Genomic DNA, 20,375 nt, shown 5'->3' with positions numbered 1-20,375 from the left:
GGTCAGCCGGCGTCGCGCGGGTATACCAGCGCCGTGGCGATCGCCGCGGTGCCCTCGCCGCGGCCGGTCAGGCCGAGGCGGTCCGTGGTGGTGCCGGAGACGGACACCGGGGCGCCGGCGGCCTCCGAGAGCACGGCCTGGGCCTCGTCCCTCCGCGTTCCGATCTTCGGACGGTTGCCCACCACCTGCACCGCGACGTTGCCGATCTCGTACCCCGCCTCACGGACCAGACGCGCGGCCTCGGCCAGCAGGGTGCTGCCGGAGGCACCGGCGAACTCGACACGGCCGGTGCCGAAGTGCTGCCCCAGGTCCCCGATGCCGGCGGCAGAGAACAGCGCGTCGCAGCAGGCGTGCGCGGCGACGTCCGCATCCGAGTGGCCGGCCAGCGCCGACTCGCCGGGCCAGTGCAGGCCCGCCACCCAACACCCGCGCTCCACGGCGGCGCGGTGCTCCTGTGCGTCAGGGCCCTGACGTTCCGGGTCCGCCACGGCGTGCACGTCCACCCCGATCCCTGTCCGGGGCAGCGGGAACGGGCGGTCGGCGGGGCGGTCGGCGGCGGTGTGCTGGCTCATGACAGGCTCCTGCGGGCGATGAGGGCGGCGGCCTGCTCCAGGTCCGCCGGGGTGGTGATCTTGAAGGCGTCGGCATGTCCGGGGACCACACGGACGACATGCCCGGCGGCCTCCATGACCATCGCGTCGTCGGTCAGGGCCGCGGCGTCCAGCTCCGGGTCACGGCGCACCTGCTCGTGCGCGGCCAGCAGCGCGTCCAGGTCGAAGCCCTGCGGCGTCTGCACCGCCCGCAGCATCGCCCGGGACGGTGTCCCGACGACGGTCTCGGCACCGTTCGCGTCCACGCTCACCTGCTTCACGGTGTCCGTCACCGGCACCGCCGGGATGACGGCCTTCGCGGAGGCGAGGCCCTCCACCACGGCGGCGAACACGGCCGGCGGCGTGAACGGGCGCGCGGCGTCGTGGACGAGCACGAGGTGAGGGTCGTTGCGGCAGTGGGTGCCGTCGTCGTGTAGGCAGGAGGACGCGGCGGCCGAGGTGACGTCCGGGGCGGGGGTGGCCGAGGCGGGCGCGGCCCCCAGCAGGCGGGCGACCTCGGCGAGGCCGGCGGCCACGGAGTCGGCCCGCTCGGCGCCGCCCGGCACACAGGAGGCGGTGAGGCCCAGGCGCAGGGCGCACTCCTCGACGATCGCGGTGACCTCCGCGCGCGGCTGGTCGGCCGGCGGGACGAGGACGACCACCACGTCCACATCCGGCACCTGCGCCACGGTCTCGAGGCCGTGCTCCAGGAGCGTGCGGCCGTCGGCCAGCGGGGCCAGGGCCTTCGGCATGCCCGCCCCGAGGCGGGTGCCCGAGCCCGCGGCGGCGAGCAGGACAGCGGTGGGCATGAGGACTCCTTCGGCGAGCGGCTGCTCCCCCATTCCTACCGCACATGCGCGTCGCTTTCGGGTGGGCGGCCGGCGGGGTGCAGGCGGAACTCGACATTTCCCCGAACGAAAATGTCTGGGGACTCGACATTTTCACGAACGAAAGCGCCCCGGGACTCGACGGTTTTCCGAACGAAAGCGTCTGGGGGCGGAGACGCCGACGACCCGCCCGCTGTGGTGCAGCGGACGGGTCGTCGGTTCACGCCTGATGCGGTGTGGACGCAGACCGGGCGATCAGCCCTCGAGGGTCTTGTCCAGGATGCCCTCGGCCTCCTCCTCGGAGACCTTCTTCGCCAGGGCCAGCTCGGAGACGAGCACCTGACGGGCCTTGGAGAGCATGCGCTTCTCACCGGCGGACAGGCCGCGGTCCTGCTCACGGCGCCACAGGTCGCGGACGACCTCGGCCACCTTGATGACGTCGCCGGAGGCCAGCTTCTCCAGGTTGGCCTTGTAGCGGCGCGACCAGTTGGTCGGCTCCTCCACATGCTCGGCCTGGAGCACCTCGACGACGCGCTCGAGTCCCTCCTTGTCGACGACGTCGCGCACACCGACGAGGTCGACGTTCTCCGCCGGGACCTCGATGGTCAGGTCACCCTGCGCCACCTTCAGCTTGAGGTACATCTTCTCTTCGCCCTTGATGTTCCGCATCTTGATCTCCTCGATGCGGGCTGCACCGTGATGCGGGTAGACGACGGTCTCTCCGACCTCAAAAACCATGTAAACGGCCCCTTTCGTGACGCTTCATCCTATCACGGGGGGCCTGCCGGACGGAGTGTCGGAGCGAGGGCCGGGGCGGGGGTCGTGATAGTGGAGGCCTGCGCCGTCACGAGCGTGAGCAGGTCCGGTTGTGCGATAGGCTGGAGCCAACCGTCCGCACGCACGCGTGCGCCCCGGCCCCGCACCGCTTTGAGGAGATCATCGTGAACACCGCCGCCACCCGGTCCGCACGCCTGCGCCGCCTCGGCGCGGGCTCCGCCGCCGCCGTCGCCCTGCTGGCGGCCACCGGCTGCAGCGCCATCAGCCCGATCGCCACCGGCATCCCGTATTCGCCGAGCGACGGCATTGTGGCCGACCTGGACGGTGCCGGCGTGCGCAACCTCGCCGTCGTCTCCACCGGCGCCGACGAGCAGGGCCGCGTCATCGGGTCGGTCGTGAACAAGACCCAGGAGGACATGACCGTCACCGTCGAGGTCTCCGGCGACTCCCAGGACGTCGACGTCCCGGCCGGCAAGGTCGTGTCCCTGCAGGACGAGGAGTGGGTGGTCGACGAGGCCGGCGCCGACGCCGGCGAGTACACCGAGGGCGCCCTCTCCGTGGACGGCGACTCCCAGGACCTCGAGATCCCTGTCCTCGGTCCCACCATGGCCGAGTACCGGGACCTCGTGCCGGGCGACTTCGACGAGGCCGAGTGGACCGACCACCTCCACGAGGAGACCCACCACTACGGCGGAGAGCACTGACGCTCCCCCAGGCACCGCGAAGGCCCCGCCTCCCCGATCCGGGAGGCGGGGCCTTCGCCATGCGGGGCCACCGCGCCAGCCGGAGCGCTCCGCCTCGGCCTGAGCGGCCCAGGCGCCGCCGGCACGGACGGCCGCCCGGACGGCGCCTGGGCCGCTCAGGCCTCGAACTTGTAGCCCAGGCCACGCACGGTCACGAGGTGGCGCGGGCTGGACGGGTCCGGCTCGATCTTCGAGCGCAGGCGCTTGACGTGCACATCCAGGGTCTTGGTGTCCCCGACGTAGTCAGAGCCCCACACGCGGTCGATCAGCTGCCCGCGGGTGAGCACACGGCCGGCGTTGCGCAGCAGCATCTCCAGCAGCTCGAACTCCTTGAGGGGCAGGGACACGGGCTCGCCGTCCACAGAGACCACGTGGCGCTCGATGTCCATCCGGACCGGACCGGCGGCCACGGTGGTGGTCACCAGCTCCTCCGGCTCGCCCTGACGGCGCAGCACGGCGCGCACGCGGGCCACCAGCTCGCGCGAGGAGTACGGCTTGGTGACGTAGTCGTCCGCGCCGAGCTCGAGGCCGACGACCTTGTCCACCTCCGAGTCCTTCGCGGTGAGCATGATGATCGGCACGTTGGAGCGCTGGCGGATCTGACGGCAGACCTCCGTGCCGGACATGCCCGGCAGCATCAGGTCCAGCAGGACCAGGTCGGCGCCGGAGCGCTCGAACTCGGCCATCGCGGCGTTGCCGTCCGCGGCCACCGAGACCTCGAAGCCCTCCTTGTCGAGGAGGTAGGACAGCGGATCGCTGAACGACTCCTCGTCCTCCACGATCAGGATGCGGCTCATGCGCGGTTCTCCTTCCGATGTGCTGTTCGTCCGGCGGCTGAGAGAGCGCCGCGGCGGGTACGGACGCCGTCGGCCTCGACGGTGTCCTGGTCATGGGCATGGTCGCCGCCGTTCCAGAGCGGCAGGCGGACGGTGAAGGTGGACCCGCGGCCCTGCTGGGACCACACTGTCACCTCGCCGCCGTGGTTGGCGACGACGTGCTTGACGATGGACAGGCCCAGGCCGGTGCCGCCGGTCTGGCGGGACCGGGCGGTGTCCACTCGGTAGAAGCGCTCGAAGACGCGCTCCTGCTCCTCCGGGCTGATGCCGATGCCCTGGTCCTTCACCGTGACCTGCGCCAGGCCGTCCACCGCGGACAGGCCGACGCCCACCGTGGTCTGGTCCGGCGAATAGCGCACGGCGTTGTCCACGAGGTTGCGGACGGCGGTCATCAGCTGGTCCGCGTCCCCATGCACCGGGTACGGGATGGAGCCGCCGACCTTGATCGCGATGTCCCGCGCCTCCGCGGTGAGACGAAGCCGGTCCACGGCATCCGCGACCACCTTGTTCATGTCCACCGGGCGGCCCTCATGGACAACGTCCTTCGACTGAAGGCGGGAGAGCTCGATGATGTCCTGCACCAGGGCCGACAGGCGGACCGACTCGACCTGCAGGCGGCCGGCGAAGCGGTGCACCGCCTCCTCGTCCTCCGCCGCGTCGTCCAGCGCTTCGGCCAGCAGGGAGATGGCGCCGACGGGGGTCTTCAGCTCGTGGGACACGTTCACCACGAAGTCGTTGCGCATGGCCTCGGTGCGGGTGATCTCGGTGCGGTCGTCGGCGAGGATCAGGATGTACTCGTTGTCCAGCGGGGCCACACGCAGCTGGACCATGATGCTGCCCTGGCCGATCGGCCCGCGGGGCAGTTCGTAGCGGCGCTCCACAGTGATGCCCTCGGCACGGACCCGGCCGGTCAGCTCACGCAGCTGGTCGTGGACCAGGCGGTATCCCCGGACCAGCCCGAACGCATAGGCGGAGGGGTTGGCCCGGACGACGCCGTCCACGGCGTCCACGACGACGTAGGCGCGCCCGATGACGGAGAGCACCTCGGCCGCACCGCTCGGGAGGGTGGGCTCGTCGACCGTCAGGTCGACGGTGCGGCTGCGCTCCGAGGCACGGAACGCGAGCATCGAGGCCACCCCGACGGCGAGGCCGATCACTCCGCAGAGCAGGCCGATGATCACGGGGTCCACCCCTCAAGGGTAGCCGCTGCCCACTGCGTCACAGCCCGCCGTCAGGTCTTCCCTCGCAGGCCAGGACGGGTTCAGGGTCCGTTCACCTGGACCGGACAGACTGTCCCTTCGGCCTGGGACCCGCAGGCCTCACCGAACACCGCCTGGAGGCCACATGCGCGAGCTCTTCCGTGCGAACCTGAGCCGCCTCGGCAAGGACCTGACGACCACCGCCGAGCTGGTCCACCGAGCGGCCGACGACGCCCGCGCCGCGCTCGAGACCGCGGATGTGCATCGCGCCGAACAGGTCATCTCCGAGGACGCCCGCATCGACCGACTGCAGGAGCAGCTCGACGAACAGGCCATCCAGCTGCTCGCCCTCCACGCCCCGGTGGCCTCGGACCTGCGCACCGTGGTGGCCACCCTGCGCATGAGCACCTCGCTCGAGCGCATGGGCGACCTGGCCCGGCACATCGCGCAGCTGACCCGTCTGCGCTACCCGGAACTCGTCATCCCCGAGTCGATCCGTCCGACCTTCCACGCGATGGCCGACGCCACCGTGGACGCCGCCGCACAGGTGGTCCTGCTGCTGGAGACCCAAGACCTCGGCCACGCGGACTCGCTCTCCGAGCTGAACGAGACGGTCAACGAGCACCACGTCAGCGTCTTCCGCGCCATCGCCGCCCCCTCCTGGACCGAGTCCGCGGCGACGACCACGGACGTCACCCTGGCCTCCCGTTACCTCGAGCGCTTCACCGACCACGCGGTGTCCGTGGCCGGCAAGATGCGCTACCTGGTCACCGGGCAGATGCCCACCCACCAGTCCGCCTGAACCGAAGTCGACGGGGCGCCGGCGGGAGTGTCCTCCCGCCGGCGCCCCGTCGTCGTGCTGTCCTCCGGACGCGGCCGGCTGCCGTCAGTGCTTGGCGTCGCCCTGCGCGGCGACCGCGGCGGCGCCGGCGGCGGCGGCCTCCGGGTCCAGGTAGCGACCGCCCGGGTTCACCGGCTTCATGTCCTCGTCCAGCTCGTACACGAGCGGGATGCCGGTCGGGATGTTGAGGGCGGCGATGTCCTCGTCCGAGATGCCGTCCAGATGCTTCACGAGCGCGCGCAGAGAGTTGCCGTGCGCGGCGACCAGGACGGTCTTGCCGGCCTCGAGGTCCGGCACGATCTCCCCCTCCCAGTACGGGAGCAGGCGGTCGATGACCATCTTCAGCGCCTCGGTGCGCGGGGCCTCGTCGCCGAGCTCGGCGTAGCGCTCGTCGTTCGCCTGGGAGAACTCGGAGGAGTCGTCCAGGGTCGGCGGCGGGGTGTCGAAGGAACGGCGCCAGATCATGAACTGCTCCTCGCCGAACTCGTCCTTGACCTGGGCCTTGTCCTTGCCCTGCAGCGCACCGTAGTGGCGCTCGTTCAGGCGCCAGCTGCGCTTGACCGGGATCCACTGGCGGTCAGCGGCCTCCAGAGCCAGGTTCGCGGTGGTGATCGCGCGCTTGAGCAGGGAGGTGTGCAGCACGTCCGGCAGGATGCCCTCGTCCTTGAGGAGCTCGCCGCCGCGTGTGGCCTCGGTGCGGCCCTTCTGGGTCAGCGGCACGTCGACCCAGCCGGTGAACAGGTTCTTCTCGTTCCATTCGCTCTGGCCGTGACGGAGCAGGACCAGCGTGTAGGTGTTGTTCGCCATGCCGCAAGTCTATGGCGTTGCCGGAGTCCCCGACCCGAGCCTGCCGCTGCCTGCTCCGACGGACACGGGCGAGAAGGTCGGCCGGGGCGGAACCGCGGCCGGTCGGTCACCAGCCGGAGCGGCCTCCGCTGTAGAGGTTCATCTGCTCACGCGGACCGGCGAGGTACACGGCCGCGACGCAGACGGCGAGGAGGCCGAGCACTCCCAGGCCACCGAACGGCCCGAGCACGCCCAGCACGCCGATGAGCGTGGCGCCCCCGGTGAGCATCAGCCAGAAGCGCTTCTCCCGGATGCCGGCACGCAGGAAGTCCTCCGGGCGGCGGCGGGCGGCGTCGACGACGGCCCACACCTCCAGGGCGAGGGCGACGATGCCGAGCGCGAGCATCAGCCAGTACTCGACGTAGGCGGCGTACACGAAGGGGTGGGTCATGCCCGCCATTCTACGCGCTGACCTCCCCGCACAGACGGGTCCGGCACGGGCCCGGCAGGATGTCGGGCCGATAGGCTGGCCGGGTGGAACAGCCAGCTGACGCACGCGGCCTCTTCGTGGCCCTCGAAGGACCCGACGGCTCGGGCAAGTCGACCCAGGCCGGCGCCCTCGCCGCCGCCTGGGAGGCCGCCGGCCACCGAGTGCACCTGACCCGCGAGCCCGGCGGGACCGACCTCGGTGAGCGCCTGCGCTCCCTCGTCCTGGACCCGGAGCACGCACCGATCGACCCGCGCACCGAGGCGCTGCTGTTCTCCGCGGCCCGCGCCGCCCACGTGGAGCGCTGCATCCGCCCGGCGGTCGAGGCGGGGACGACCGTGGTGACGGACCGCTTCATCGACTCCTCCGTGGCCTACCAGGGCGTCGGGCGCGGGCTCGGCGTGGACTGGATCGTGGAGCTGAACGAGTGGGCCGTCGACGGCACGCTGCCGGACCTCACCGTGGTGCTGGACATCGACGCGGAGACCGCCGCCGCCCGACGCACCTGGCGCCAGGGAGCCGGGGGCACCGGGCCGGATCGCCTCGAGCAGGAGACCGCCCACGCCCACGAGCAGCTGCGCGCCGCCTTCCTGGAACGGGCCGCCGCGGCCCCCGAGCGCTACCTGGTGCTGGACGCCACGACCGAGATGGACGACCGCACCGCGCAGATCTGCGAGCGGCTCGAGGAGCTCCTGGAGGAGGCCGGATGAGCGCGCCGGCCGTCTTCGCGGACCTCGCCGGCCAGGACGCCGTGGTGGAGCAGCTCGCCCGCAGCGCGCGCCAGGAGCGGCCCACCCACGCCTGGCTGTTCACCGGCCCGCCCGGCTCCGGACGCTCCACTGCCGCCCGCGCCTTCGCCGCCGCCCTGCAGTGCGAAGCAGGGGACCAGCAGGAGCGCGGCTGCGGTCAGTGCCACGCCTGCACCACCGTCATGGGCGGCACCCACCCGGACGTGACGATCCTGGCCACGGAGAACGTCAGCTACAAGATCGAGGACGTCCGCGAGCTCGTCGAGGCCGCCCAGTCCAGGCCGGCGACCGGCCGCTGGCGCATCTTCCTCATGGAGGACGCGGACCGCATGACCGAACGCGCCACCAACGTGCTCCTCAAAGCCATCGAGGAGCCCCCGGAGCGCGTCGTCTGGATGCTCTGCACCCCGTCCCCGGCGGACGTGCTCCCCACCATCCGCTCCCGCTGCCGCGCCGTCTCCCTGCGCATCCCGTCCGTGGAGGACGTGGCGGACCTGCTGGTGCGCCGCGACCGCCTGGACGCAGAGACCGCCCGGATGACCGCGCGCATCTCCCAGTCGCACGTGGGCATGGCCCGTCGCCTCGCCCAGGACCCCGAGGCACTCGCCCGCCGTGAGGAGATCCTCTCCCTGCCCCTGCGCAGCAGCGCCGTCTCCGATGCGATGGGCATGGCCGCGCATCTGGTGAAGGTCGCCAAGGACGAGGCCGAGTCCTCCGCCGAGGCCCGCAACGCCGAAGAGCTTGCGGCCCTGCGCCGCCAGCTCGGCATCGTGGAGGGAGAGCAGGTGCCCGCCAAGCTCCGCCACCACGTCAAGCGCCTCGAGGAGGACCAGGCCCGGCGCCGCCGCCGCAGCGTCCACGACTCCCTGGACCGGGCGATGATCGACCTGTTCGGCCTGTTCCGGGACGTCCTCGCCGTGCAGCTCGACGCCGAGGGTGAGCTCATCAACGAGCACCGTCGCGCCGAGATCGCCTCCTACGCCCACGGGGCCGCCGGGACCTCCTCCGAGGTGGTGGCCCGCATCGACGCGATCAACCTCGCCCGCGAGCGCCTGGCCGCCAACGTGCCCGAGCAGCTCGCCGTCGAGGCGCTCATGCTCGCCCTGCTGCCGGCCCGGACCCGCACACCGCGCCAGCGGCGCTGAGCCCCGGCCGCCTCAGGCTCGTGCGAGACGCTCAGTCAGCTCCGGGACGTCGGCGAGCAGCGGAAGCACCGCGTCCGCCCCGGCCGCGGCGAGCGCGTCCCCGTCGTCCTCTCCGCTGAGCACGCCCACCACCAGGCCCGCGCCCGCACGACGACCGGCCTGCACGTCCGCGTCCGTGTCACCCACAGTGAGCACGGACCGCACGTCCTCCAGGTCCAGGGCCAGCAGCGCCGTGAGCACCATGTCCGGGTAGGGGACTCCCCTGCCGACGTCGTCCGGGGACAGGCTCAGGTCTGCCAATCCCATCCAGTCCAGCGACTCGAGCAGCGTGTTCTGCGTGTGCCGGGCGAACCCGGTGGCCAGGCACAGCGCCATGCCCTGCTCTCGCAGGCGCTCCAGGGCCTCGACCGCACCGGGCTGGGGGCGCGCCCCATGCTCCGCGATCAGGGCGTCGAGCCGCTCCTCGAAGGTGCGGACGGCGGAGCGCGCCGTCGCCCGGTCCCCGAAGATCGAGGCGAAGACGTCCGTCCGGGAACTGCGCCGCCGGCGGTGAAAGGCCGCCAGGTGGAAGGTCCGTTCCGGGTGCCCCTCCCCCACCCCGTGGGCGTCCAGGGCCTCGGCGAAGGCGGTGTCCTGCAGGCCGGTGTCCACGATCGACGTCCCGGACATGTCCACCACGGCCAGGCGCAGGGGCACGGACAGCGGGCGGGGCTCGGCGTGGGCCCGACGCGGAGGCAGCGGCTGCGTGGTCATGCGAACCAGTCCAGCCTCCCCGTCTGACGCCTCCGTGGCCGCCGGGTGAACGGCGGCGGAGGGCTCGGTCACGGGACGGCGACACCGCGACCTTTTGCCGTGCCGTGCCCGCGCCGGGTAACATGGTCAGCCGTGGCCGTGCGGCCACGTGCCTCCTTAGCTCAGCTGGCCAGAGCAGCTCCCTCGTAAAGAGCAGGTCGCCGGTTCGAATCCGGCAGGGGGCTCGGCGCAGAACGAGGCCCCGTCACCGATCGCATCGGAGACGGGGCCTCGTCGCCTGTCCGGGGTCCTCTCGCCGCAGCCTCGAGGACTGCGCCGCCGCACCCGGAGCCGCCTGGGCTGGTCCTGGGGCTTCAGGCCGGCGCTGCCTCCTGCGCCCGGCGCACGTGGTCCAGGGTGCGCTCTGCATGCCGGCCGACGGAGTCCGAGCCGGTCTGGCGCAGCCGGAACATGGCGACGGCCTGTGCCGTGGCGGCCAGCTCGTGGGCGGCACGGGAGAGCTCCCGATGCGTCTCTGCCGCGGCCGGGGGGATGCGGTGGTCCTCCGTGGCAGGGCAGGCGGCCTGCATGCGCACGCACAGGGCACGCACCTCCGGCAGGGCGTCGGAGAGGACGTTGGCCGCGTGGACGACGCCGTTCAGCTCGTCCGCGTCGAGCTCGCTGCGCGCCTCGGCCTCCTGGAGGACCTGCCAGCAGCGGTCCAGGGCACGCACGAAACGGTCATGGTCCCGCCGCCAGAGTCCGGTACCGAGCTCGCGCTCGTCCGCGCGGGCCTGACGCATGCGGGCGAAGGGTCCGCGCCTCATGTCGTGGCCTGTCCGTCCACGTCGGCGGCCCCGTCCTGACCGCCGGCGAGCGCCGGGTCCACCACCAGAACCACGCGACCGGCGCGGTCGTCCCGCTCGAAGTGCTCGTGCGCGGCCACCACGTCCTCCAGCGGGAAGACGGCCTCGACGGACAGGCGCACCCGGCCATCGGCCACCAGCGGAAGGGCGGCCTTCGCGGCGCCGGCCACCACATGGGCCTTCTCCGTGCGGCTGCGTGCGCGGAGGGTGGAGCCGGTGAGCCAGCCCCGCTTGGCCACGAGCTTCATGATGTTGAAGGACTCCGCCTTGAGTCCGCCCTGCACCGCGATCACCACGATGCGACCGTCCTGGGCGAGCGCGTCCACGTTCGGGGCCAGGTACGGGGCGCCCACCACGTCCAGGACGACGTCGGCGCCGTGGCCGTCTGTGTGCTCGCGCAGCCAGTCGGCGAAGCCGCCGGGCTCGCCTGCCTCGGCGGCGGCGCGGTGATCGAAGGCCGCCTCGGCGCCGAGGCCCACGGCGCGCGCACACTTGTCCGGGCCGCCGGCTGTGGCGAACACCCGCGCCCCGATCGCCGTGAGGTACTGCACGGCGAAGGAGCCGATGCCGCCGGAGGCGCCGTGCACCAGCACCACGTCCCCGGCGCAGACGGCACCGCGCTCGGACAGGTTGGTCCACACGGTGCAGGCGACCTCGGGGAACGCCGCGGCATCCGTGAGGGACATGCCCTCGGGCACCGCCATCAGCTGGCCCACGGGCACGGCCACATACTCGGCCGCGCCGCCGCCGGCCAGCAGCGCGCACACACGGTCTCCCGCCCGCAGGGAGGTCTGCTCCTCCGCCCCCGGGCCGAAGGCGGCCACCACACCGGAGGCCTCGAGCCCGAGCACCTCGGACTCACCCTTCGGCGGCGGGTAGTGGCCCTGCCGCTGCATCACGTCCGCGCGGTTCACACCGGCGGCGGCCACACGCACGAGGACCTCGCCGGGGCCGGGCTCCGGCACGGCTTCATCCACGACCCGGAGCACCTCCGTGCCTCCGGCGCCGTCGCAGCGGACGGCGCGCATCGTGGCCGGGACGTCCGTGCCGGGGTCGGTGAGTGCCGTCATGCGTCGGTCCTCCTGCGTGCTCGGGGCTGCCACGTGCGGACGCACGAGGCGGCCTCCATCTTCCCCCGGGCCCGTCGGGCCCCTCAAGGCGGGCAGCCCCGCCCCTCCCGCCTGGGTAGAGTGGTGCGGGCGCAGTGCCGGGCGTCCCCGGTGCCCGCGCGGGGATGGTTGTCCGAGCGGCCGAAGGAGCCGGTCTTGAAAACCGGTGTGCGGTGACCCCGTACCGAGGGTTCGAATCCCTCACCATCCGCCAGCACTCCCACGACGACGGGCCGTCACCTCGGCGGATCCCAGCGGTCTTCCCCCAGGCGACGGCCCGTCGTCGTCCCCTCGTCCCTTCCCCTGCGCAACGTGTCCCGCCCCGGCTCCTCGGACGTCCGGCCCTCCCACCCGAGGGCTATGGTGGGTGCGATCACATGCCGGACGGGCGCCGATCACAACTCATCGGACATGTGCGCCCTGCATGGTGTTCACCTGGATGACAACTGACCGTGGTCGGATCGATTCCACGGCCGGGCCCGCCCCGTGCCGCACGCCCGCACCCGCACGAGGCCCGGAGCACCCCGCCGCCCGGGCATGAGGAGAGCACCCGTGTCCTACTTCTTCCGCCGCCGCGCCGTGGCCACCGCCGCCTGCGCGACCCTCGTCCTGGCTCCGGCCAGCGCCGTCCCGGCCCTGGCCGTCGAGACCTCCGAGGACTCGAAGACGATCTCCATCCTGTCCTTCAACGACTTCCACGGCGCCCTGTCCCCGGAGTTCTCCGGCACCCAGTTCGCCGACACGGTCGAGGACTACCGCCGTGCCTTCGAGGCCCAGCACGGTGCCGACTCCACTCTGCTCACCAGCGCCGGCGACCTGATCGGCGCCTCCGCCTCCGTGTCCAACGTGCAGCAGGACCTGCCGACCATCGACGTGATGAACGCCCTCGGCCTGGACGTCCTCACCGCCGGCAACCACGAGTTCGACAAGGGCCTGGACGACCTGACCGGCCGCGTGGCCGAGCGCGCCCAGTTCCCGGTGATCGCCGCCAACTTCGTGGATCCGCAGACCAAGGAGCCCGTGCTCACCTCCCACCAGGTGTTCGACGTCAACGGCGTGCGCGTGGCCGTGATCGGCGCCGTGCCGAACGACCTGTACTCCACCACCACCGCCGCGGGGCTCAAGGGCATGGAGGTCCTCGACCTCGTCCAGGCCGTCAACAGCGTGGCCGACGAGCTGGCCGCGAACGACGCCGCCGACGTGATCGTGGCCTCCTACCACGACGGCGCCAACGGCTCCGGCTCCCTGGCGGACGAGATGGCCAGCAGCGCCAAGTTCCGCTCCATGGTCCAGGAGACCTCCGCGAACGTGGACATGGTCTTCAACGGCCACTCGCACCAGCTGTACAGCTATGAGACCGACGTGGACGGCGTCCGCCGCCCGGTCATGCAGACCGGCTCCTCCGGCTCTCACCTGGCCGCCGTCGAGCTCACCTACGACCCGGCCACCGACTCGGTGACCGACGTGACGCAGCAGCTCATCGAGCGCTCCACCCAGGACCCCGCCGAGGCCGCCGCCGAGTCCCCGGTGACCGCCGAGGTCTACGCCATCGAGCAGGACGCCGTGGCCGTCTTCGAGGAGAAGCAGTCCACCGTCATCGCCGACCTGGACGGCTCCCTGACCACCGACTACGCCGACGTCCTCGCCTCCGGAGGCACCTGGCGCGCCGGCGGCTCCCGCACCGCCGAGACCACCCTGGGCAACTGGGTGGCCGACGGCCTGAAGTCCGCCGTGGCCGCCGCCGGCCCGGAGGTCGACCTCGGCGTGACCAACCCGGGTGGCCTGCGCTCCGAGATCATCGAGGACATGTTCACCAACTCCGGCGACTTCGGCCCGAAGCCGTCCGACCTGGTGGGCAAGCTGACCCTCGGCGAGATCCTGGACGTCGCCCCGTTCGGCAACACCCTCGTCTACTTCGACATCCCGGGCTCCTCCATCCGCAAGGCCCTCGAGGAGAACTGGCGCGACGACGAGAAGATGTTCAACCTCGGCTGGTCCGAGAACCTCACCTGGACCTACGACGAGTCCCGCCCGCAGGGCGAGAAGGTCACCGGTGTGTGGATCGACGGCGTCGCCCTGGACGACGACCAGATGTACACCGTCGCCACCCTGTCCTTCCTGGCCGACGACTCGTGGGTCGCCGCCGGCGACCCGTCCCAGGCGCCCGACGGCTACACCGCCTTCGCCGAGGGCCGTGAGAACTTCCACAACATCGGCCTCGTGGACGCCGCTGCACTGCAGGAGTACGCCGAGGCCCAGGCCGCAGAGGACGGCGCCGTGCGCCCGGACTACGCCAAGAAGGGCGTGTCGGTGACCGACGCCCCGGCCACTGTGGCTGCCGGCGAGGAGATCTCGCTGACCCTGGCCGATCTGATGATCGACTCCGACGGCGCCCCGACCGCCACCTCCGTGGACGTCTCCTTCCAGCCGACCGGCGGTGAGCCGATCGAGCTCGGCACCGTGGACGCGGACGCCTCGGGCGACACCGCAGCCCTGACGGGCATCACCGCCCCGGACACCGCCGGCGCAGGTGAGCTCGTCATGTCTGTGACCTACGCGAACGGCACCGTCACCGAGGTCCGCCACGCCCTCGAAGTCACCGCGGCTGAGGGCGAGCAGCCGGGCGAGGGCGAGGAGCCGGGCGAGCCCGGCACCCCGGCCGACCCGGAGCACCCGGGCGAAGGCCAGGAGCCGGGCGAGCCGGGCACTCCGGCCGACCCGGAGCAGCCGGGCGAGGGCGCGGACCCGGCCGACCCGGAGCACCCGGGCCAGGGCGAGGAGCCGGGCAAGGGCCACGGCGCGGACGAGGGCGAGCACACCAAGCCGTCCAAGGTGCAGACCGGCGGCGAGGCCACCTGGTCCCTCGCCGGCCTCGGCGCCCTCGGCGCCGCCGCGCTGCTCATGGTGCGCCGCCGCTTCACCGCCGCCCGCTGATCCCCTGACCGACTGAGCCCGCCCTGCCGGCCGCTTCGCGCGGCCGGCAGGGCACGACGGCGGCGGGTCCATCCCCGACCCGCCGCCGTCGCCCCCTCCCCTGCTGCGGCACCTCTCCCACGCACCCGGTGACCGGCGCATCCCTTCTCTCCCGCGCCGCACCGCCGATCGAAGGAACCTCCCCATGCACATGCCCCGTCATGTCCTCGTGCGCACCGCCGGCGCCGCCGCCGCGCTCGCGCTGCTCTCCCCCGCCGTCGCCCTTCCGGCCCAGGCCTCCCCGGCCGGCGACACCCTCGTGATCAACGAGGCCTACACGAACGGCGGCTCCGCGAACGCGGTGTTCACCCACAAGTTCGTCGAGCTCTACAACCCGACCGACGCCCCGATCAGCCTCGACGGCTGGTCCCTTCAGTACCGCTCCGCCACCGGCACCGGCGCCCCGAACGGTTCGGTGGCCCTCTCCGGCACCGTCCCGGCCAAGGGCACCTTCCTCGTGCAGGGCGGCTCGAACGGCTCCAACGGCGCTGAGCTGCCCACGCCGGACCTCGTGGCCGGCGGCCTCAACCCGGCCGGGGTCTCCGGCACCCTGGTCCTGTCGAACCAGGCCGAGCGGCTGCCGGCCCTGGCCACCGGCTCGGTCGTCACCGGTGACGACCCGGCCGTCGTCGACCTGCTCGGCTACGGGACGTCGAACACCTTCGAGACCACTGCCGCCTCCTCGCCGTCCGCCAACTCGGACCCGAAGTCCATGACCCGCACCGACGGCCTGGACACAGACGACAACTCCGCCGACTTCACCCTCACCGGCGACGTCACCCCGATGCCGTCCTCCGGCGAGGGGGTCGACCCCGCTCCGGACCCGGACCCGGACCCGGAGGAGGCGATCCCGCTGACCATCGCCCAGATCCAGGGCACCGGAGACCGCACGCCCTACGACGAGCAGCTGGTCACCACCACCGGCGTGGTCACCGCCGTGTACTCCACCGGCGGCCTCAACGGCTACTACCTGCAGACAGCCGGTACCGGCGGCGAGGCCGGCTCCACCGAGGACGCCTCGGACGGCGTCTTCGTGTACTCCCGGGACACCATGGGCGAGGTCACGATCGGTGACCACGTCCGCGTCACCGGCACCGCCGGCGAGTTCTACGGCCTCACCCAGATCTCCGTCCCCGCCGGCGGCGTGGAGCAGCTGGACGAGCCGGGCTCCGTGGAGCCGCTCGAGCTCGACTTCCCGCTCACCGCCGCGGAGAAGGAGGCCCACGAGGGCATGCTCCTGGCCCCGCAGGGCGACTGGACGATCACGGACAACTACTCCGTGAACCAGTACGGCTCCCTCACGCTGGCCCCCGGCACCTCCCCGCTGCCGAACCCGACCTCCGTCGCCCTGCCCGGTGCCGATGCCCAGGCTGTCATGGCGGACAACGCGGAGAAGGCGATCGTGCTGGACGACGGCGCGACCACCAACTTCATGCGCTCCCCCGGCAACCAGAACACCCTGCCGTACGTGGACGTGGACTCCCCGGCCCGCGTGGGATCCGCCGTGGACTTCACCACCGGCGTGATCCTGGACTACCGCCACGACGCCTGGACCTTCCAGCCGCTGGGCCACCTCAACGACGACACGGCCGCCACCGTGCAGCCGGTCTCCATCGAGGACACCCGGCCGGCCGAAGCGCAGCGCGAAGACCTCGGCGGCGACGTCACGGTCGGCTCGTTCAACGTCCTGAACTACTTCACGACCCTCGGCGAGCAGTTCCCGGACTGCAAGGCCTACACGGACCGTGACGGCAACCCGATCACCACGAACTACTGCGACCCCCGCGGCGCCTACACCGCCGAGTCGTTCGAGCGCCAGAAGGCCAAGATCGTGGAGGCGATCAACGGCATGGACACCTCGGTGATCGCACTCGAGGAGATCGAGAACTCCGCCCAGTTCGGCCTGGACCGCGACCACTCCCTCGCCGACCTCGTGGACGGCCTGAACGCCGCCGCCGGCGAAAAGAAGTGGGCCTACGTGGCCTCCCCCGCCGAGCGGCCTGCCCTGGCCACCGAGGACGTGATCCGCTCCGGATTCATCTACCAGCCGGACGAGGTCACCCCGGTGGGCGAGTCCGTGATCCTGGACGACCAGGTGAACTTCGACAACGCCCGCGAACCGCTCGCCCAGCAGTTCCGCCGTGCCGACGGCACCGCGAAGGGCATGGAGGGCACCGACTTCGTGGCCATCACCAACCACTTCAAGTCCAAGGGCGGCTCCGGCGCCGCGGACGACAACGTGGACACCGGCGACGGCCAGGGCGCCTACAACGGCGACCGCGTCCGCATGGCCGAGGCCCTCGTGGACTTCGCCGACCGGATGAAGGAGCAGGCCGGCACCGACCGTGTCCTGCTGCTCGGCGACTTCAACGCCTACGAGATGGAGGACCCGATCCGGGTGATCGAAGAGGCCGGCTACATCTCCCAGGGCGCCAAGACCGGCGAGTACTCCTACACCTACGGCGGCGCCGTCGGCTCCCTGGACCACGTGTTCGCCTCCCCGGCCGCCGACGCGACGGTGACCGGCCAGGACATCTGGATGATCAACGCCAACGAGTCCGTGGCCTTCGAGTACTCCCGGCACAACTACACGGCGGAGGACCTGTACCGCGCGGACCAGTGGCGCTCCTCGGACCACAACCCGATCCTCGTCGGCATGGCCCTGCCGGGTCTCGAGGAGGAGGACCCGGTCGACCCGCGTGAGTGCGTGCACCCGCGCGACGGAGGCAACCCGCACGAGTGGAAGAAGTGCCGCCCGGATGAGAAGCCCGGCAAGCCCGGCAAGGGCGGCCACCCCGGGAAGCCGGGCAAGGGCAAGGGCCGGGAGCGCTGATCCCGCCTGGGGCGCCTGAGGCACCCTGACTCCTGACGCACGACGACGGTCTCGTCACCTTTCGCACGGTGACGGGACCGTCGTCGTGTCCTGGCCGAAACGGACCCGGGCGAGGCGGAAGCGTCCGGTGGGGTCCGTCGTCGGGTGCCGCCGGGCGGCGGCCTGGGTCAGGCTCGGGCGAGCAGGGCGGCGGCGATCGCCTCTGCATCGCCCAGGCTCATGGCGCGTCCGGCAGGGTCCTGCCCGGCCTCGGCGGCGATCGCGGTGCCCCACTGGACTCCGGCAAGCTGAAGCCCCAGGACGAAGACGTCCTCGTCCACGCTCCCGTCCGCGGCCTTGAGACGGTGCGGGCGGGAGGTGACGTCGAACCCGGCGGCCGGCTGCAGGGCGCCCTCAGCGTCCTCCAGGGTGCCGACCGCGGCAACACCCTCCTCCAACAGCTGCCGCATGAGCCGGGAGGAACCGGCCTGCACGCGGTTCGGCGGCATCATCGCCTCCACCAGCCAGGTGCCGGACACGGAGGCCGGACCCTGCCCATGCTCGTCGCCGACCTTCGGGCTGCGGGCACGGAAGCCGGCATCGTCCACCTCCACCGACGGCACAGGGCCGATCCAGTCCAGCAGGCCCGCCCGGTGCAGGGCGAGCATCTGCTCCACGCGCCAGCGCGGCGGCCCGGAGGACAGGCCCTCCACGAGCGGCTCGAACCAGGCCTGCACGTCCTTCAGGCGCGAGGAGTCCGTGACCTTGCCCTCGGCGATCCACTGCTTCATGCGCAGACGACCGGCATGCAGCGCGCCCACGGCCATCATGAACGGGGAGTCCTCACCGAGTGTGGCCTCCACGCAGGCCTGTTCCAGGAGCGAGACGACCTGCTCGTGGTAGTCCTGCGGGGTGTCGAAGACGTCGTCCCGGTAGGGGTCTGCGTAGGCCACGATGTCCAGGAAACGGCGGTCCGGCGCGTACCGCTGGAGCAGTTCCTCCGCGTGGCGGGCGGTGACGGGGGCGCCGCGTCCGGCATCGTCCAACAGGGCGACGAGCTCTCCGAGGAAGCGACGGGCGGCGACGGGTCCTCCGAGGATGTCCGGCTGCGTGCGGACCATGGTGGCGTAGTAGTTGCGCACCACGTCCCGGTGCAGCAGCGGCCAGACGTGCTCGTCCAGGTCCAGCACGCCGTGGCGGTCCAGAAGGGCCTGCACGGCCGCGTCCGAGAGGTAGGACAGGGTGACGCCGTGGGGCACGAAGGAGGTCACCTCGGCCTTCGGCAGGTACGGGATGCCGCGGCGGGACATCAGGTGCATCACCGGCTCGCGGCCCGAGGGCTCGTAGCGCAGCGCACGGCCCGGCTGCTCGCCGGTGCGATGGAACGTGCCGCCGCGGCCCTGGGTGAGCTGGGCCAGGATGTCGAAGGCGTTCAGGCCCATGCCGCGGATCAGGACGTCCGCGCCGGCCTCGATGGTGCGCCAGTCCACGTCCGAGGGGATCTGCGGGCCCTGGTAGTGCAGGCCCGAGTGCTGGGAGGCGGCCTCGGCCAGGCGGGTCTGGTGGGCGGTGAGGCGGGCCCGCTGGTGGCCCAGGGCCAGGACGGCGGCGTCGGCCTCCAGTGTCTTCACGCCGGAGCCGTCGCTCGGCTCGAGGGTGAGGACCACGCCACCCTCGGGACGGTGGCGCAGAGAAGTGGCCTCCGCACGGTGCTCGGTGAGGGAGGCGACCTCCGGCCGGCTCCGGAGGGCCCCTGAGATGTGGGACCACAGCTCGGTGAGGTAGCGGCCGTAGACCACGCGCGCCGGGTACTGGTTGCGCTGAACCCCCAGGGCGGCCTCCGGGTTCACGCGGCGCCACTGGTCGAAGGACTGGGCGGCAGTGGAGGGGCGCAGGCCGGGGTTGTCCGCGGCGGCGGCCGTGGGGAAGAAGGACGGGGTGTTCATCAGGTACAGCTCGGACTGGTCCGTCCGCCAGACGCGGCCCGGACCCACCGGATAGGGGTCCACCACGTGCAGCTCCAGAGGCCGGTACGGTGCGGCCGGATCCCGGGACTCGAGCTGGGCGAGAAGCCGCTCCATGACCATGACTCCGCGGGGGCCGCCTCCGACCAGGACGAAGCGCAGGGGTGCGGTGGCGTCAGCAGACAGGGGCACGGTTCTCCTCGGAGTCGGGGCGCAGGGCTTCCAGACGTCCAGGGTACTCAGGGCGTTCACGGGTCGGCCTGGCCGGCGGAGCGCCCCTCCCCTGCCCGCCGAGATCCCGTGCCCCGCACGGTGCCGGTGCAGCACCCACCGTTCCGGGCCGCACCGTGCGGCACCTCACCGGGTGTCGAGTCTGTGCCGGGCAATGCACTCCCTGCATGCTGCCTGGGAATCTGCGCGGACGGGGTGCCGGGGGTTGCGTGCGTGCTCGACGCTCGGAATGGTCGGGATCACCAGGGCGGAGAAGCCGCCCGGACACCTACGACGAACAGGAGCACACCATGGACCGCACCATGCTGGAGCAGCTGCAGAACGCCGACGTCTACTCGACCTCCGGCGACAAGATCGGCTCGGTCGGCCAGGTCTACCTGGACGACCACACCGAGGAGCCCACCTTCATCACCGTGAAGACCGGCCTGTTCGGCACGAAGGAGACCTTCGTGCCGCTGGACAAGGCCCAGACCGCGGAGGGCGGCATCTCGGTGCCGTTCGAGAAGGACTTCGTGAAGGACGCCCCGAACGTGGACGCGGACGGCACTCTCACCCCCGAGGAGGAGCGCCGCATCTACGAGTACTACTCCATGGACTACGAGGGCGGCCACGGCGACGTCAACGCCGACGGTCACGACGACGTCCGCGCCGAGAACGACGGACTCCGTGACGACCGGACCGCAGGCGCCGCGGGTGCCGCAGGCGCCG

18 protein-coding genes and 2 tRNA genes are annotated in these 20,375 nt (G+C 72.1%); 9 read left to right on the top strand and 11 right to left on the bottom strand.

The window, feature by feature from the left end; translation table 11 throughout:
• Positions 1 to 2 precede the first annotated feature (2 nt).
• From ispF to HMPREF2863_RS03165, 3 genes are all read right to left on the bottom strand, one after another.
• Positions 3 to 572, bottom strand: a complete 570-nt coding sequence (ispF, locus tag HMPREF2863_RS03175) for a 2-C-methyl-D-erythritol 2,4-cyclodiphosphate synthase (protein ID WP_070637843.1) — start codon at positions 570 to 572, stop codon at positions 3 to 5.
• Positions 569 to 1,399, bottom strand: coding sequence for an IspD/TarI family cytidylyltransferase (locus tag HMPREF2863_RS03170; protein WP_083315187.1), 831 nt, complete (start codon positions 1,397 to 1,399; stop codon positions 569 to 571). The genes ispF and HMPREF2863_RS03170 overlap by 4 nt, the downstream gene beginning before the upstream one ends.
• A gap of 273 nt (positions 1,400 to 1,672) precedes the next feature.
• Positions 1,673 to 2,155 carry a CarD family transcriptional regulator gene (locus HMPREF2863_RS03165; protein ID WP_067191349.1) on the bottom strand — a complete coding sequence of 161 codons (483 nt, stop codon included), beginning with the start codon at positions 2,153 to 2,155 and terminating at the stop codon, positions 1,673 to 1,675.
• A 203-nt stretch (positions 2,156 to 2,358) separates the two neighbouring features.
• Between HMPREF2863_RS03165 and HMPREF2863_RS03160 the strand changes: the two genes are divergently transcribed.
• The gene (locus tag HMPREF2863_RS03160) at positions 2,359 to 2,898 is read left to right on the top strand and encodes a hypothetical protein (RefSeq protein ID WP_067191350.1); all 540 of its coding nucleotides are present in this window, start codon (positions 2,359 to 2,361) and stop codon (positions 2,896 to 2,898) included.
• A gap of 155 nt (positions 2,899 to 3,053) precedes the next feature.
• Here HMPREF2863_RS03160 and HMPREF2863_RS03155 read toward each other — a convergent pair whose 3' ends face one another.
• Both HMPREF2863_RS03155 and HMPREF2863_RS03150 read right to left on the bottom strand, forming a co-directional pair.
• Complete coding sequence (locus tag HMPREF2863_RS03155) at positions 3,054 to 3,734, bottom strand: response regulator transcription factor (RefSeq protein WP_067191352.1); 681 nt, start codon at positions 3,732 to 3,734, stop codon at positions 3,054 to 3,056.
• Complete coding sequence (locus HMPREF2863_RS03150) at positions 3,731 to 4,963, bottom strand: sensor histidine kinase (protein WP_067191353.1); 1,233 nt, start codon at positions 4,961 to 4,963, stop codon at positions 3,731 to 3,733. Before HMPREF2863_RS03150 ends, HMPREF2863_RS03155 begins: the two co-directional genes overlap by 4 nt.
• A 154-nt stretch (positions 4,964 to 5,117) precedes the next feature.
• Here HMPREF2863_RS03150 and phoU point away from each other — a divergent pair, with 154 nt between their 5' ends.
• Positions 5,118 to 5,774, top strand: coding sequence for a phosphate signaling complex protein PhoU (gene phoU, locus HMPREF2863_RS03145; RefSeq protein ID WP_070637841.1), 657 nt, complete (start codon positions 5,118 to 5,120; stop codon positions 5,772 to 5,774).
• Between the two features lie 84 nt (positions 5,775 to 5,858).
• Here phoU and HMPREF2863_RS03140 read toward each other — a convergent pair whose 3' ends face one another.
• Both HMPREF2863_RS03140 and HMPREF2863_RS03135 read right to left on the bottom strand, forming a co-directional pair.
• Positions 5,859 to 6,620, bottom strand: coding sequence for a phosphoglyceromutase (locus HMPREF2863_RS03140; RefSeq protein ID WP_067191357.1), 762 nt, complete (start codon positions 6,618 to 6,620; stop codon positions 5,859 to 5,861).
• A gap of 106 nt (positions 6,621 to 6,726) precedes the next feature.
• A complete protein-coding gene (locus HMPREF2863_RS03135; RefSeq protein WP_067191364.1) occupies positions 6,727 to 7,050 on the bottom strand; it encodes a DUF2516 family protein in 324 nt (107 codons plus the stop codon).
• An 83-nt stretch (positions 7,051 to 7,133) separates the two neighbouring features.
• Here HMPREF2863_RS03135 and tmk point away from each other — a divergent pair, with 83 nt between their 5' ends.
• Positions 7,134 to 7,796 (top strand): dTMP kinase, encoded by a 663-nt coding sequence (tmk, locus tag HMPREF2863_RS03130; protein WP_070637840.1) that lies wholly within the window; start codon positions 7,134 to 7,136, stop codon positions 7,794 to 7,796.
• Positions 7,793 to 8,980 (top strand): DNA polymerase III subunit delta', encoded by a 1,188-nt coding sequence (locus HMPREF2863_RS03125; RefSeq protein ID WP_070637839.1) that lies wholly within the window; start codon positions 7,793 to 7,795, stop codon positions 8,978 to 8,980. Before tmk ends, HMPREF2863_RS03125 begins: the two co-directional genes overlap by 4 nt.
• A gap of 12 nt (positions 8,981 to 8,992) precedes the next feature.
• Here the strand turns inward: HMPREF2863_RS03125 and HMPREF2863_RS03120 are convergent, their stop codons facing one another.
• The gene (locus HMPREF2863_RS03120) at positions 8,993 to 9,733 is read right to left on the bottom strand and encodes an HAD-IA family hydrolase (RefSeq protein ID WP_070637838.1); all 741 of its coding nucleotides are present in this window, start codon (positions 9,731 to 9,733) and stop codon (positions 8,993 to 8,995) included.
• Positions 9,734 to 9,883: 150 nt separating this feature from the next.
• Between HMPREF2863_RS03120 and HMPREF2863_RS03115 the strand changes: the two genes are divergently transcribed.
• Positions 9,884 to 9,957, top strand: a tRNA-Thr gene (locus HMPREF2863_RS03115).
• 129 nt (positions 9,958 to 10,086) lie between these two features.
• On the opposite strand, the gene HMPREF2863_RS03110 is transcribed toward HMPREF2863_RS03115, so the two are convergent.
• Together HMPREF2863_RS03110 and HMPREF2863_RS03105 are read right to left on the bottom strand one after the other, a co-directional pair.
• On the bottom strand, positions 10,087 to 10,539 hold the full coding sequence (locus tag HMPREF2863_RS03110) for a hypothetical protein (protein WP_067191362.1): 453 nt from the start codon (positions 10,537 to 10,539) through the stop codon (positions 10,087 to 10,089).
• The gene (locus tag HMPREF2863_RS03105) at positions 10,536 to 11,606 is read right to left on the bottom strand and encodes an NAD(P)H-quinone oxidoreductase (protein WP_083315189.1); all 1,071 of its coding nucleotides are present in this window, start codon (positions 11,604 to 11,606) and stop codon (positions 10,536 to 10,538) included. The genes HMPREF2863_RS03110 and HMPREF2863_RS03105 overlap by 4 nt, the downstream gene beginning before the upstream one ends.
• Before the next feature lie 204 nt (positions 11,607 to 11,810).
• Here HMPREF2863_RS03105 and HMPREF2863_RS03100 point away from each other — a divergent pair.
• The 3 genes from HMPREF2863_RS03100 (at position 11,811) to HMPREF2863_RS03090 (ending at position 17,493) form a co-directional block, all read left to right on the top strand.
• Positions 11,811 to 11,901: transfer RNA gene (locus HMPREF2863_RS03100), tRNA-Ser, on the top strand.
• 338 nt (positions 11,902 to 12,239) lie between these two features.
• Complete coding sequence (locus HMPREF2863_RS03095; protein ID WP_070637836.1) at positions 12,240 to 14,621, top strand: bifunctional metallophosphatase/5'-nucleotidase; 2,382 nt, start codon at positions 12,240 to 12,242, stop codon at positions 14,619 to 14,621.
• 184 nt (positions 14,622 to 14,805) lie between these two features.
• The gene (locus tag HMPREF2863_RS03090; protein WP_246828809.1) at positions 14,806 to 17,493 is read left to right on the top strand and encodes an ExeM/NucH family extracellular endonuclease; all 2,688 of its coding nucleotides are present in this window, start codon (positions 14,806 to 14,808) and stop codon (positions 17,491 to 17,493) included.
• Between the two features lie 167 nt (positions 17,494 to 17,660).
• Here HMPREF2863_RS03090 and HMPREF2863_RS03085 read toward each other — a convergent pair whose 3' ends face one another.
• Complete coding sequence (locus tag HMPREF2863_RS03085; protein WP_083315185.1) at positions 17,661 to 19,628, bottom strand: FAD/NAD(P)-binding protein; 1,968 nt, start codon at positions 19,626 to 19,628, stop codon at positions 17,661 to 17,663.
• Between the two features lie 329 nt (positions 19,629 to 19,957).
• Here HMPREF2863_RS03085 and HMPREF2863_RS03080 point away from each other — a divergent pair.
• The coding region (locus HMPREF2863_RS03080) for a PRC-barrel domain-containing protein (protein WP_141756348.1) at positions 19,958 to 20,375 on the top strand (418 nt) is incomplete at its 3' end.

This window comes from Micrococcus sp. HMSC067E09, assembly GCF_001812555.1.
Classification (GTDB): Bacteria; Actinomycetota; Actinomycetes; order Actinomycetales; family Micrococcaceae; genus Micrococcus; species Micrococcus lylae.
This window is presented reverse-complemented; position numbering and strand designations above follow the sequence as displayed.

Coding starts and splice junctions, on each gene's coding strand:
- ispF (WP_070637843.1), bottom strand. CDS start 572: ATGAGCCAGCACACCGCCGCCGACCGCCCCGCCGACCGCCCGTTCCCG.
- HMPREF2863_RS03170 (WP_083315187.1), bottom strand. CDS start 1,399: ATGCCCACCGCTGTCCTGCTCGCCGCCGCGGGCTCGGGCACCCGCCTC.
- HMPREF2863_RS03165 (WP_067191349.1), bottom strand. CDS start 2,155: ATGGTTTTTGAGGTCGGAGAGACCGTCGTCTACCCGCATCACGGTGCA.
- HMPREF2863_RS03155 (WP_067191352.1), bottom strand. CDS start 3,734: ATGAGCCGCATCCTGATCGTGGAGGACGAGGAGTCGTTCAGCGATCCG.
- phoU (WP_070637841.1), top strand. CDS start 5,118: ATGCGCGAGCTCTTCCGTGCGAACCTGAGCCGCCTCGGCAAGGACCTG.
- HMPREF2863_RS03140 (WP_067191357.1), bottom strand. CDS start 6,620: ATGGCGAACAACACCTACACGCTGGTCCTGCTCCGTCACGGCCAGAGC.
- HMPREF2863_RS03135 (WP_067191364.1), bottom strand. CDS start 7,050: ATGACCCACCCCTTCGTGTACGCCGCCTACGTCGAGTACTGGCTGATG.
- HMPREF2863_RS03125 (WP_070637839.1), top strand. CDS start 7,793: ATGAGCGCGCCGGCCGTCTTCGCGGACCTCGCCGGCCAGGACGCCGTG.
- HMPREF2863_RS03120 (WP_070637838.1), bottom strand. CDS start 9,733: ATGACCACGCAGCCGCTGCCTCCGCGTCGGGCCCACGCCGAGCCCCGC.
- HMPREF2863_RS03110 (WP_067191362.1), bottom strand. CDS start 10,539: ATGAGGCGCGGACCCTTCGCCCGCATGCGTCAGGCCCGCGCGGACGAG.
- HMPREF2863_RS03105 (WP_083315189.1), bottom strand. CDS start 11,606: ATGCGCGCCGTCCGCTGCGACGGCGCCGGAGGCACGGAGGTGCTCCGG.
- HMPREF2863_RS03090 (WP_246828809.1), top strand. CDS start 14,806: ATGCACATGCCCCGTCATGTCCTCGTGCGCACCGCCGGCGCCGCCGCC.